Origin of the sequence: Sellimonas catena (genome assembly GCF_027924685.1) — a bacterium.
Lineage (GTDB): Bacteria > Bacillota > Clostridia > Lachnospirales > Lachnospiraceae > Sellimonas > Sellimonas catena.
On sequence record NZ_BSBO01000014.1, the window covers coordinates 61,170 to 74,190 of the forward strand.

A 13,021-nucleotide genomic window follows, 5' to 3' on the forward strand; every position below is an offset into this window, starting at 1 on the left:
TTGCCAATTTATAGAAACATTCTATAAATTGGCAATCTGTAATTACTTGTGAATTTGATACATTTCTTTCACTACTTTAATAAACCGCTCAGCGGATTTTGAAAGGTGAAAGTTTTTATTGTAAACGACATTCAGATCCCGGCCTTCTCCTTCACCCGGCACCTTGCGGCAAAGCACCTTTCCTGTTCTGACCTCTTCTTCCGCTGCCAGTCTGGAGATAATGGAAATTCCCATTCCGTTCATGACGGAACGTTTAATTGCCTCCTGGCTCTCCATACTTGCGACTACGGTAAGCTGATCCACATCGATCCCGTAGCGTTTCAGCTGTTTTTCCGCTTCCTTTCGTGTCCCGGATCCTTCCTCCCTCATGATATAGGATTCTGATTTCAGCCAGTCCAGATTTTCCTGCTCCATAAGCGCCTGATACTTTTCCGTATTCGGCATAATGATAATCAGTTCATCCTTATAGAAAGGAATATATTTGCAGAACTTCCTCTCGAGAACAGTTCCGGAAAACCCGATATCAGCCGCTCCCCCGGAGATCAGTTCGATCACTTTGGAACTGTCCGTCTCAATGACCTTAAACTGCTCTTTCGGATATTTCTCAATGAACCTTGCCAAAATCCCCGGCAGAATATACTGCGCCGGAATTGTGGATGCCGCAATTGTGATCTTTCTGACATCCGACTGTCTCTCTCCGCAGAAACATGCCTCAATCTGCTCTTCCAGATCAATCATCTGTTTTGCGTAGCTGTAGAGAACGGTTCCATCCTCGGACAGACTCACCTCTTTTGTATTTCTGATAAACAGCCTTGCATCCAGCTCCTTTTCCAACGAGGCAATATGTGCGCTGATCGTCGGCTGTGTCAGATACAGCTCCCTTGCCGCTTTGGAAAAGCTCTTCTTATCTGCAACACATACGAATGCCTCCAACTGTTTTAAATTCATAAATATGCAACCCTTTCGCTCTCTGCTCCTGTTTTCTTAGTCACTTTCTGGCTGTCCATATATTCCAGGATCGGCTTGGCGCTCTTCCGGCTTGTTCCAAGCATATCCCGCACCTCAGCAATCGTAATCAAACCGTCCTTCTGAAGTTTCTCAATAATCTTTGCTTTTGCTTTCTCCATATAGGACGCCAGTGTATACATTTCATCGTTGATCTTTACGACAGTTCCGTCGGAAATCAGCACCTGAAGCACATCTTCCTTCACTCCGTCCGGGAGCTTCGGAAATACGATCTCTGAAAAACGGACAAAATCATACCCCGCTTTCTCAAAGGTCTCAAGAATCGTCCGGGATGCTTTCTCAAATACCGCATCTTTTGGTATCTCATAAGCCGGGGCATGGAGGTACTCTCCGCTGCGTCCGATCTTTCTCTCATTTATCAGCATTTCAATATACATGTCAAATACATTTGGCTTGACCTGCTTCATAAAGCGCATATGCACTTCTGCCTTCGGCATACCCGGCCGGTACGGATGAGCCTTATGGAATCCTTCCAGCTCTTTTAAAATGGACTCTGTCATGCTCTCCTGCGAACTTCTGTGCCATACATAGGTATCTTTCTTCATAGGGAACACATGAATCTGTCCTGCCGCCTGCAGCTCTTTTACATCTTCCTCCACTTCCTCCGGTGCAAGCGCAGTGATCTTGGCCAGTTCCGCAACTGTCACCATAGTCTTGTCATGCTGGCGGATATGAAGCTCGATCACATCAGCAGAGGAGCCGGACTCTTTTTTCTTCAGTTCCTCAATCACATCCGGCTGGAATCTCTTCTTCCATTTCGGATTCGGCTCCAGAATCACGCCGCCCCCGATGGTCTCCATTGGAGAATAGAAGCGCACAACAAACCGGTCGCCTCTTCGCACGGCGATCTCCTCCTCCAGACGCAGCTGCACAAAGCCGCTCTCGCCCGGTCCGATCTCCTCTTTATCAAGCAGGACGGCACGGCATAGAACTTCGCTTGTCCCTGTAAACAGGTGAAGTCTTGCATTATTGGTAAGGATCCTCATGGAAGATGGAAGGACATTGAGCCTTACGTCCAGAAGATCTGTATTTTTCATATTTTTCGGTGGCGCAAGAACACAGCCCCTCTTGATCTCAGACTTTTTGATGTTGGAGAGATTGATGGCCACACGCTGTCCGGCATAGCAGACATCCACATTTTCGCCGTGGACCTGGATATTCCGGATTTTACATTCTTTTCCGATCGGATACATGCAAAGGGTATCCTCTTTCCGGATTGTCCCCGCAAGCAGGGTTCCGGTAATGATTGTCCCGAATCCGGATATGGTAAACGCACGGTCAATCGGAAGTCTCGGGATCGTATGAATATCTTTTTCCGTCACTTCATTTTCCGTCATCCGCTGGATCGTATCGATAAGATCAGGCAGCCCCTCTCCTGTAGCGGCGGATACCTTTACAATCGGTGCATTCTCAAGGAATGTGCCATGCAGTTCCTCACGCACTTCCTCCTCAACAAGCTCCATCCACTCTTCATCCACAAGATCGCATTTGTTGAGGACAATGATACTCTTCTCAATACCAAGCTCGCCAAGAATGTCCATATGTTCTCTTGTCTGCGGCATGATTCCCTCATCCGCCGCGATTACAAGCATGACCAGATCCATCCCTACCACGCCTGCAACCATATTGTTGATAAAACGCTCATGTCCCGGCACGTCGATAATCCCTGCCCGGTCGCCGTTTGGAAGGTCGAAGTAGGTAAATCCAAGATCGATCGTGATCCCTCTTCTCTGCTCTTCTTCCCATCGGTCTGTATTTCTTCCTGTCAGCGCCTTGATCAGCGTCGTCTTTCCATGGTCAATATGACCGGCTGTTCCTATGATAATGTGTTTCATGTTATTTCATTCCCACTGTCTCTATCGTAATTATAATATCTGCTTTAACTCGTCTGCCGCAAGCTTCATCCGGTCTTCCTCGATGGTCCTCACATCCATCAGAATCGTATCGTTGACCGTCCTTGGGATGATCGGAACCTCCAGATGGCGCATTGCCGTCTCAAGCTCCGGAACACTCATCGTTTCCGGGCGGATGCCGACAGCCATACTCGGAATCCTCTCAAGCGGAAGAGATCCCCCTCCGATCTGGGATTCACACTTCTGAAGAGTGATAGCCGCCTTAAGTCCTTTTCTTTCCAGCATCCGTTTAAATCGTCTTGCAGACTTTTCCACCTCTTCGGCAGATTTTGTAATCATGCGAAGAACCGGAATCTTGTTTACCGCGTTTTCTTCGCTTAAATATTCCTGTAATACCAGCTCCAGCGCCGTCGCCGTAAACTTGTCGATACGGAGGGCTCTTGTCAGCTGGTTCTTCTTCATTTTATCAATGTATTTTTTCTTTCCGACGATAATTCCCGCCTGCGGTCCTCCAAGAAGCTTGTCCCCGCTGAAGCAGACTACATCCGCTCCCTTCCGGATGGAATCCTGTACCGTCGGCTCATAAGTCAGTCCGTATTTACTCAGATCAATGAGTACACCGCTTCCGAGGTCTTCGATAATCGGAAGATCATACTCCTGTCCCAGCGGAATCAGATCGTCGATGCCTACGTACTCGGTAAATCCGACAATCCGGTAATTACTTGTGTGAACCTTCAGAAAAGCTTTCGTCTCCTCTGTGACAGCATCCGCGTAATCAGAATAGTGAGTCTTATTCGTCGTTCCCACTTCCACAAGTCTGGCTCCGCTTTGCTCCATCACGTCCGGAATCCTGAATTTCCCGCCGATTTCCACAAGCTCTCCTCTGGATACGACAACCTCTCCTCCTTTTGCCATGGAACTTAAAATCAGCATAACGGCAGAAGCATTATTATTGACTGCCATGGCAGCCTCCGCTCCCGTAATCTTGCAGAGAAGCTTCTCAAAGTGAGAGTACCGCTCCCCACGTCTGCCGGCCTCCAGATCATACTCCAGATTGGAGTATCCGCATGCTACTTCCGCAAGCCTTGCCATATGCTCCCTGCTGATCGGGGCACGTCCCAGATTGGTGTGGAGAATCGTACCTGTCGCATTGATCACCGGGCGCATATCCGGCGTATGCATCTTCTCCACCCGCCGGATAATATCCGGAATCAGATTGTCAATTTCGCGGCGGATCGTCTCCTCTTCGTCGCATGTCCGGATCAGTCCGCGCACATACTCTGTCTGCTCCCTGATAGCATCCATCACCGTGTCTCGTTCATAAATCGAAGCTGCGTTTTGGATTCTTTCATCTTCCAGCAGTATATCCACCTTCGGAATACTGCGGTAAAAAATATTTTTGTCCATTTTCGTCTCTTTTCCATTCTCCGGCATCTATACAAGCCGGATGAATGTGTTGTCCTCCTGATCTTTTTCCGATACTTCGCCTATCATGGCCACCCTGGTATCCAGTCCCTTTTTCTCAAAATCTTCCATGACAGCATCTGCCTGCTCCGGCGCAACGCTGATCAGAAGCCCTCCGGATGTCTGCGGATCATAAAGAAGATCCACGTAGTGTTCCGGCGTACTGCCGATATCCACATACTGTCCGGAATGTCCTCTGTTTTTATACGCCCCTGCCGGAATCAGTCCCATCTTTGCATACTCAACCGCATCCGCAAAATACGGGATCTTTCTCACATCCAGATTCAGGCACACTCCGCTTGCAGTTGCCATCTCGGCCCCGTGTCCAAGAAGCCCGAATCCTGTCACGTCCGTGCAGGCGGATACGTCATACTTCTCCACAACCTCTTTCGCTTTCTTGTTGAGAGAAGACATGACAGTCTCTGCCTCCTTGATCGCTCTTTCAGAAGCCATCTCCGCTTTGATCGCCGTATTGACGATACCGTTTCCAATCTGCTTTGTCAGAATAAGCTTATCTCCCGGCCTGCAGCCGTAATTTTTAAAAATCTTCTTCGGATGAACGAATCCGGAAACACAGAGTCCGTATTTCGGTTCATCATCCTGAATGGTGTGTCCGCCCACCAGCACGGCGCCTGCTTCCATCACCTTGTCCGCTCCGCCTTTTAAGATTTCTCCTAAAATGGACGGATCCAGACAGTTCGGGAATCCGACGATGTTAAGCGCCACCTTCGGCTCTCCTCCCATGGCCCACACATCGCTTAACGAATTGGCTGCCGCAATCTGGCCGAACATATATGGATCATCTACGATCGGAGTGAAGAAATCAACCGTCTGGATCATGGCGATGTCATCTGTCACCTTGTAGATCGCAGCATCATCCGCTGTCTCGATTCCGACGATCAGGTTGTCATCATGGAATTTCGGTAGCTTACCCAGAACCTGGGCAAGGGTCTCAGGACCTATCTTGGCGGCTCACCCCGCCGTCTTTGTCATTTGTGTCAATTTCACATCCTGAATCATCTTTTTCTTCTTCTCCTTTCGCATGTACTTATAGAAAAAACTTATAACTTTTTTATTATATCATAAACCGAAACAAGATCAACCAAAAATCTACGTTTCCCGTCAAAAAAATATCAGGATCAGCACAGTCTGATGCCGATCCTGATGTATACTTCCATACTGTTGTCTTTATGGTCTGATCACTTTTGATGCCTGTTCCATCGTCTCTACAATGCTGTACATATTTGTTACTGTTCCGACAGCCAGCTTCTCTTTCAGTCCATAGTAATCAAGACATGTTCCGCACGTCATGATCTCAACGCCCTGTGCCTCCAGATTCTTCAGATCTTCCAGAGAGTCGGACTCCTCTGTCGTCAGTGTCGCGCCTCCATTATAAAAGAGCATGGTCTTTGGCAGCTCCTCAAGCTGTGTCACCGCAAAGAGGAAACTTTTCATCAGGACTTTTCCCAGCTCCTCGTTTCCGCTTCCCATCTTGTCCGAAGATACGACAACGATCGTATTTCCTCTCTTGTCCGGTGTGCAGGAAACCTCTTCTTCAGCCTCTTCTGCTGCCGGTGCACCTTCCATCTCAATCAGGATGCGGTATTCTTTTTCCGCATTCTTTTCGGATGTTACTTTTCCGCCTGAGGACTGAGCCATCTTTGTCACATTCTGAACAGCGATTTCGTTATCTACCAGTACTTCGATTGTATCCGGTCCTGTCAGCTCCTTCATTGCTTTCTTTGTTTTAATTACAGGAATCGGACAATTATCTCCGATTGCGTTTACTTTGATCATTTCTTGTTCCACCTTTCCTGTTTAGTTCCATATCTACCGATTATTTTAACACTAAGCAAATAGCCGGTAAACGGATTTACTTATCGGTTTTTCGTATATCAATCATTTGCTTTTTCTATAGGTTCGGCTCAAAAAGGGTGTTTTTCATTGAGCTTTTATTCCTTTACTGCTATAATAAACAGGATTATGGAGGATTCACAAAACGGAATCACACCGTCACGATAAATATCAGATATAGAAAGGATTGTTAATCATGTGGATTGCAGATGGTTGGAAAGATTATGAAGTCATAGACTGTTCCGGCGGGGAAAAGCTGGAACGCTGGGGTGATTACATCCTGGTCCGCCCGGACCCGCAGGTAATCTGGAATACTGAAAAGACAAACCGCGGGTGGTATCATCCAAACGCACATTATCACAGAAGTAAAAAAGGCGGCGGAGAATGGGAATTCTTCAGCCTTCCGAAGCAATGGCAGATCCATTACCGGGATCTGACCTTTAATCTGAAGCCTTTCAGCTTTAAACATACGGGACTCTTCCCTGAACAGGCGGCAAACTGGGACTGGTTCTCTGAAAAAATCCGTTCCGCCGGACGCCCGGTCAAGGTGTTGAACCTGTTTGCCTACACCGGAGGAGCCACTCTTGCGGCTGCCGCTGCCGGAGCGCACGTCACTCACGTGGACGCTTCCAAAGGCATGGTCACATGGGCAAAGGAAAATGCTGCTTCCTCCGGCCTTTCGGACGCGCCGATCCGCTGGCTTGTGGACGACTGTATGAAATTTGTCGAAAGAGAAATCCGCAGAGGAAATCATTATGATGCCATCATCATGGATCCGCCTTCCTACGGCCGCGGACCAAAAGGCGAGATCTGGAAGATCGAGGATGCCATTCATCCTCTGATCCGGAAGTGTACACAGATTCTGTCCGACAAGCCGCTGTTTTTCCTTGTCAACTCTTACACAACCGGCCTCGCTCCTGCAGTTCTGACCTATATGCTCGGCACGGAGTTGAAACAGTTCCACGGTCATGTGGACTCTCAGGAAATCGGTCTTCCGGTTTCTTCAAACGGTCTTGTACTTCCATGCGGGGCAAGCGGCCGTTGGGAAAGCGGGGTTTCGGCATAATGAAAATTCAGATCCTCTCCTTCCCGGAACAGTTATCTTCAGAGGGCACCTCATTTGAGGTGTCCCATTTACTCTGGGGGACGAAATTTGCTCCTCCCGTTACAGGCCGGATCGGATATGTGCCCGGTGACGGATTCTACGTGGAAATGACCTGTTTTGAGACAGATCCGCTCCGCCGTCAGACCGGCTTTCAGGTTCCTGTTTACCTGGACAGTGCCATGGAAGCGTTTTTTCACTTCCCGTTTTCCGGAAAGCGAAGCCGGAAACTCTCTCCGTATATCAATCTGGAATTCAACGCAAACGGCGCTCTCCTTGCCCAGTACGGATTTGCCCGTACCGGCCGTACCCTGTTTTCGGAAGCAGAATGCCGTGCGCTGTCACACCATGTCCGTCTGATGCCGGACTGCTGGAAACTGACCTTCCATCTTCCGCTTTCCCTTTTGGAACAGATTTACGGAATCACAAAATCCAGTCTTCCCGATACCTTTTCCTGCAACTTTTATAAGATTTCGGAAGATCCGTCCATCGAGCATTACGCTGCATTTTCGCCCCTCCTGTCAGACGCTCCGGATTTTCACAGACCGGAATTTTTTGAAAAAGCCACGTTTTGAAAGTACTTTCTCTTTTTATGTGTTATACTGTAACTATCAGACAAAAGGGGGATTTTAGTCATGAGATTCTACGTGGAAAAAGATTACGATGCTCTGAGTCAGAGAGCTGCCAACATCATCGCAGCACAGGTTATTTCAAAACCGGACTGTGTACTTGGTCTGGCTACAGGTTCTTCTCCGGTCGGAACCTACAAAAACCTTGTTGCCAAATACGAGAATGGTGACCTTGATTTTTCACAGGTGAAGACAGCCAATCTGGATGAGTACAAGGGACTTCCAAAAGATAATGATCAGAGCTACTATTATTTCATGCATGATCATCTGTTTGATCATGTAAATATCGATCCGGCAAACACCAACATCCCGGACGGCACATGCGAAGACAGCGAAGCAGAATGTGCGCACTACGAAGAAGTCGTTGCTTCTCTCGGCGGTGTGGATCTTCAGCTTCTCGGAATCGGACACAATGGTCATATCGGATTCAACGAACCGGGCAGTGAATTCCCGAAAGCAACACATTGTGTTGACCTTCAGCCAAGTACGATTGAAGCAAATAAACGTTTCTTTGCTTCCGCTGATGATGTTCCGAAACAGGCTTACAGCATGGGAATCGGAACCATTATGCGCGCAAAGAAAATTCTCCTTATTGTAAGCGGAGAAGATAAAGCTGAAGCGGTCGCAAAATCATTCTTTGGGCCTGTTACGCCAGAAGTACCTGCATCAATCCTGCAGTTCCATCCGGACGTAACCGTTGTAGCTGATGAGGCTGCTTTTTCCAAAGTTCCTCGTTAACATGTAATCAGGGATGCCGGGAGGAAGGATTCTTTCCTGGCATCCTTTTCTTTCAGACAAAGGAGTACTATTATGATTATCAAAAATGTAAAAGTATACGGGGAGGATTTTCACTTCCATCCGGGTGATGTAGTGATTGAAGACGGACTGTTTTGCGAAACTGCTTCCGGTTCCGGTGAAGTTGTGGACGGCGGCGGTGCCTACGCCATTCCGGGACTGATTGACATTCATTTTCACGGATGCATGGGAGCCGACGTCTGTGATAACGATCCGGAAGCACTTCGGACAATTGCCGAATACGAAGCTTCCATCGGTGTAACAACCATCTGTCCGGCCACCATGACACTTCCTTCGGAAGAGCTCAAGAAGATTCTTGCTACCGCTGCTTCCTACACAAATGAGCAGGGTGCACATCTTGTGGGTCTGAATATGGAAGGGCCTTTTATCAGCATCGCAAAGAAAGGCGCGCAGGACGAAAGGAATATCATTCCATGTGATGCCGCTCTTTTTAATGAATTTCAGGATGCCGCAAAAGGGCTGATCAAATTTATCGGCGTTGCGCCGGAAATGGGTCTGGAACGGACACTTGATTTTATCCGGAAAGTGAAGGACAACGTATCCGTTTCTCTGGCACATACAAACGCTCCATATGCAGACGCAAAGGCCGCTTTCGATGCCGGAGCCTGCCATGCTGTTCATCTTTTCAATGCCATGCCTGCATTTACCCACCGGGAACCGGGTGTTGTCGGCGCTGTATTTGACAGTCCACATGTATTCGCAGAGCTGATCTGTGACGGAGTCCATATTCATCCGTCCATGGTACGGGCTGCCTTTGCCATGCTTGGTTCCGAAAGAATCTGCCTGATCAGTGACAGTATGCGCGCCACAGGAATGCCGGACGGCTCCTACACCCTCGGCGGACTGGATGTCAATGTGTCCGGAAAACATGCCACTCTGGCAGAGGGCGGAGCACTGGCCGGATCCGTGACAAACCTTGCCGACTGTATGCGTACCGCAATAACTGAGATGGACATTCCGCTGGAAGACGCTGTCCGTTGTGCCACCTACAATCCGGCACGCGCACTGCACCTGGAGCATCTGTACGGAAGCATCTCTCCCGGCAAAATCGGAAATCTGGTCCTGTTAAATCCGGATCTTTCCCTGAAACAGGTTATCATCAACGGCTAATGACAAGGAGGTGCCGGATATGAACCATCAGGATTTCATCTCCCGTCCGGGATTTGTCTACCGGATCGGAAATCAATATTATTACCTTGGAAAGTGGATCTGTCAAAAATGCAGTGATTCTGACGCTGCAGACTCCCACTATATGTATGAACTGGCATATAAGGAACAAAATCCCGCGGACCTGAATCTCTATTTCCAGAAGCTTCGGGCCTACAGCGATTTCGCTCTTACGCCTCCTCTTGACAAAGAAGGCGTACACCGTGCTCAGGATCTTCTTCTGGAAAGTCTGTCCGACATACAGGCAGAAGACCTGACACATCAGATTCACGTCTTTGAGGAATGCTGCAGCCGCTTTTTGAATCTTTAGGATGTACGCACATTCCTCATACATCACAAAATCAGCCGCACAGAGAATGACTGCCTTTTCTGTACGGCTGATTCTTACTTTTCTTTCAGTATACTGATCACATCAAACAATGATTCACACTGCCATGTGCTGAGACTTTTGATCTCCTCGTCCGGCCTGACCAGATCCGGTATGACAATCGGATACATGCCCGCCGCATACGCGGAACGGATTCCATTCGGCGAGTCCTCCAGTGCGGCCGCTTCCGAAGGCTTCACTCCAAGTTTCTCACATGCTTTCAGATAAATCTCCGGATCCGGCTTGGCATGTGTGACCATATCGCCAAAGACCGCGGCGTCAAAATAATCCCAGATCCCTCCCTCTTTCAGAAGCGTTCTGGAATAGGCCTCCCCGGACGAAGTGGCGACCGCCAGCAGGTATCCTTCTTCTTTTGCGTAGGAAAGCAGCTCATCCACACCCGGCTTTTTCGGAACTCCTTCCGTCTCCTTCAATTCATAGAAAATCTCCCTTGTCATCTGATTAAAGGTCTCTACCGGAAATTTCTCTCCAAATGTCTCCCTGAAATACCTGCTTCTTCTTACAACATTAAACCCGAGGGTATGATAGATGTGATCTCCTACGTTTGGGTATCCCAGCCGTTCTCCGGCGATATACCACGATTTTTGGACCACCTTCTCCGAGTCAAAGAGAAGCCCGTCCATGTCAAATACCAGTGCCCTGATCTTTGGCTGCATCGTCTTTCATCCTTTCTGCTTTATAGTTTTCCGCTTCCCATGGCATCCTTTACATAGGAGGTCACGTCTTCAAGCTTTTGCAGAATTTCCTGACGTTCTTCCCACTCTTCGCCTTTGAGATCAAGGTCTACCAGTGCCTGTTTTACTTCTTTTAATTTTAAAATCAGTTCCTGTCCCATAAACTTTCCCTCCTGTTGTTCTTTTGCCTATATTTTACTACTTCCGTCTTCCAAGGTAAAGGAGTTTTAATTTTCCCACTCCCAGAGATTCTTCTTTTCCTGATTTTCTTTTGGCGTTTTGAAAATCAGTTCCGGGCTCTTGGCGCTTACTTTCGTGTAAGGCGGCACGGACTCTGTAATGAAAGTATTTCCTCCGATAATGCAGTGTTCCCCGATCACGGTATCTCCACCAAGGACGGTGGAATTCGAGTAGATCGTCACATGGTTGCCGATGGTAGGGTGTCGTTTCAGTCCGGCAAGCTTCTGTCCGTTTCTTGTAGACAGCGCCCCCAGCGTCACGCCCTGATAAAGTTTGACATAGTCACCGATCTCGGTCGTCTCCCCGATTACAATTCCGGTGCCGTGGTCAATAAAGAAATATTCTCCGATTCTGGCTCCCGGGTTGATATCGATCCCTGTTCTTCCATGCGCATACTCTGACATGATCCGCGGAATAAACGGGATCTTTTCACCATAAAGCACATGGGCAATCCGGTACACATAAACCGCGAACAGTCCAGGATAGGAAAAGATAATCTCCTCCCGGCTCTGGGCCGCCGGGTCCCCGTCAAATCCAGCCTGTACATCTTTGAGCATCAGATTCTGGATATCCGGAATCCGGGAGAAGAAGCGGTCCGTCACTTCCTGAGCCTTCTGCTCTACATTCTCTTCTTTCCCCTGATATCTCAGCGCAATGGTGATCTGCTCTTTCAGCGCATCGTAAAGATGGTTGATCCGGTATCCTGCATAGTAGGCGGTATCCAGTTCCAGCGCGCTGTCTTTTCCAAAATATCCCGGAAAAATAATCTGTCTGAGATCACGGATAATCTCAATCACCGCCGCGCGCTCCGGAAGCCTCCGCCCTTTTTTCGGCATGAACAGTTCCTCAGTGAGGTAATTACGGTTCAGTTTTTCTACAACTTCTTTTATCGTATCTTTTTTCATAATGACTCCATTTTCTTTTTGCTTTATCTTATTACAGTGTGAATGTGATGTCAACCTTGTTCTTTTCCATGCAGTCCTCACCCTTCCCTGACGTTCCGGGCCGGGTAAAAGAAAAAAACAGGAAGATCTGCATCAGAACCTCCTGCTCTTTTTTGTGAGTTACATTATAGCCATGAATGACAACTCTATTTTATTTTAAAGTTGTTACTTTTGCAAGTACTTTTTTACTGATGCGGATACATAAATTTCTGTACCCTTTCCGGACATTCCTCATCCCCTGTATAATACAGGATATCATTGAGTTTAAACACCGCTTTTGGCCCCGGAGACATCATAAGCACTCCATTTCTCCTGATTGCGATCACGGTCGCAAAGGTTTCCTGCCAGAAATCCACTTCCCCGACAGTCCGGTCCAGATAAGGAGTCTGATCTGTAATCACAATTTCATACGGGATAAATGGATTGGTCGACCGGTAACGCTCAATCTGATCAATCATCTCTGTCAGATAATCATAGAGCTCTTTGATTTCCTCCTGCTGGCGTTCCACACTGTCAAGAATATTCCGTTTTAGATTCTGGATTGATTTTGTCTGTTTCTGCTGCTGAAGAAAATTCTTTGCATTATCCACCGACTTGATCAGAACACCGCTGTTTTTCTCAATCGTCACCACATCCCAGTCCGCAAGAATGCACATTGCTCTGCGCGCTGTCTCCGAAGAAACACTGTACTGACTCCCGATGGCAGATCTTGCATAGATTTTCTGATCCTCCTGATAAATTCCATTTACAATTTTATAGGCAATATCCGTAGCAATCTGCTGATACTTCGGGATTCCGTTATCTGCTCTTCTCTTATTCATTCTGTCTGTCCTCCCTTTCTTTGCATGTCGGATCTTTTCTTTC

Annotated in this window: 14 protein-coding genes; 5 read left to right on the plus strand and 9 right to left on the minus strand. The window is 47.9% G+C overall.

Annotated features, from left to right (window positions below):
* Positions 1-42: 42 nt before the first annotated feature.
* The 5 genes from Selli1_RS08120 to yedF form a co-directional block, all read right to left on the minus strand.
* On the minus strand, positions 43-948 hold the full coding sequence (locus tag Selli1_RS08120; RefSeq protein WP_087168702.1) for a selenium metabolism-associated LysR family transcriptional regulator: 906 nt from the start codon (positions 946-948) through the stop codon (positions 43-45).
* A complete protein-coding gene (gene selB, locus Selli1_RS08125; protein ID WP_281872695.1) occupies positions 945-2,861 on the minus strand; it encodes a selenocysteine-specific translation elongation factor in 1,917 nt (638 codons plus the stop codon). The genes Selli1_RS08120 and selB overlap by 4 nt, the downstream gene beginning before the upstream one ends.
* 30 nt (positions 2,862-2,891) lie before the next feature.
* Positions 2,892-4,286, minus strand: coding sequence for an L-seryl-tRNA(Sec) selenium transferase (selA, locus tag Selli1_RS08130; RefSeq protein ID WP_281845821.1), 1,395 nt, complete (start codon positions 4,284-4,286; stop codon positions 2,892-2,894).
* A 27-nt stretch (positions 4,287-4,313) separates the two neighbouring features.
* Positions 4,314-5,363 carry a selenide, water dikinase SelD gene (gene selD / locus Selli1_RS08135; protein WP_087168704.1) on the minus strand — a complete coding sequence of 350 codons (1,050 nt, stop codon included), beginning with the start codon at positions 5,361-5,363 and terminating at the stop codon, positions 4,314-4,316.
* A gap of 168 nt (positions 5,364-5,531) precedes the next feature.
* Complete coding sequence (gene yedF, locus Selli1_RS08140) at positions 5,532-6,140, minus strand: sulfurtransferase-like selenium metabolism protein YedF (protein WP_191433809.1); 609 nt, start codon at positions 6,138-6,140, stop codon at positions 5,532-5,534.
* Between the two features lie 253 nt (positions 6,141-6,393).
* Between yedF and Selli1_RS08145 the strand changes: the two genes are divergently transcribed.
* From Selli1_RS08145 to Selli1_RS08165, 5 genes are all read left to right on the plus strand, one after another.
* Positions 6,394-7,263 carry a class I SAM-dependent methyltransferase gene (locus tag Selli1_RS08145; protein ID WP_087254632.1) on the plus strand — a complete coding sequence of 290 codons (870 nt, stop codon included), beginning with the start codon at positions 6,394-6,396 and terminating at the stop codon, positions 7,261-7,263.
* A complete protein-coding gene (locus tag Selli1_RS08150; RefSeq protein ID WP_191427263.1) occupies positions 7,263-7,874 on the plus strand; it encodes a carbohydrate-binding family 9-like protein in 612 nt (203 codons plus the stop codon). Before Selli1_RS08145 ends, Selli1_RS08150 begins: the two co-directional genes overlap by 1 nt.
* A 60-nt stretch (positions 7,875-7,934) precedes the next feature.
* On the plus strand, positions 7,935-8,666 hold the full coding sequence (nagB, locus tag Selli1_RS08155) for a glucosamine-6-phosphate deaminase (RefSeq protein WP_087168708.1): 732 nt from the start codon (positions 7,935-7,937) through the stop codon (positions 8,664-8,666).
* Between the two features lie 72 nt (positions 8,667-8,738).
* The gene (nagA, locus tag Selli1_RS08160; RefSeq protein ID WP_281872699.1) at positions 8,739-9,854 is read left to right on the plus strand and encodes an N-acetylglucosamine-6-phosphate deacetylase; all 1,116 of its coding nucleotides are present in this window, start codon (positions 8,739-8,741) and stop codon (positions 9,852-9,854) included.
* 19 nt (positions 9,855-9,873) lie between these two features.
* A complete protein-coding gene (locus tag Selli1_RS08165; RefSeq protein WP_087254635.1) occupies positions 9,874-10,221 on the plus strand; it encodes a hypothetical protein in 348 nt (115 codons plus the stop codon).
* A 74-nt stretch (positions 10,222-10,295) separates the two neighbouring features.
* Here the strand turns inward: Selli1_RS08165 and Selli1_RS08170 are convergent, their stop codons facing one another.
* The 4 genes from Selli1_RS08170 to Selli1_RS08185 form a co-directional block, all read right to left on the minus strand.
* Entirely contained in the window at positions 10,296-10,955 is a 660-nt protein-coding gene (locus Selli1_RS08170) for an HAD family hydrolase (protein ID WP_281845822.1), read from the minus strand.
* A 20-nt stretch (positions 10,956-10,975) separates the two neighbouring features.
* A complete protein-coding gene (locus tag Selli1_RS08175) occupies positions 10,976-11,134 on the minus strand; it encodes a hypothetical protein (RefSeq protein ID WP_171027948.1) in 159 nt (52 codons plus the stop codon).
* A 66-nt stretch (positions 11,135-11,200) separates the two neighbouring features.
* On the minus strand, positions 11,201-12,118 hold the full coding sequence (gene epsC, locus Selli1_RS08180; protein ID WP_281845823.1) for a serine O-acetyltransferase EpsC: 918 nt from the start codon (positions 12,116-12,118) through the stop codon (positions 11,201-11,203).
* Positions 12,119-12,342: 224 nt separating this feature from the next.
* Complete coding sequence (locus Selli1_RS08185) at positions 12,343-12,978, minus strand: GntR family transcriptional regulator (RefSeq protein WP_138373489.1); 636 nt, start codon at positions 12,976-12,978, stop codon at positions 12,343-12,345.
* Positions 12,979-13,021 lie beyond the last annotated feature (43 nt).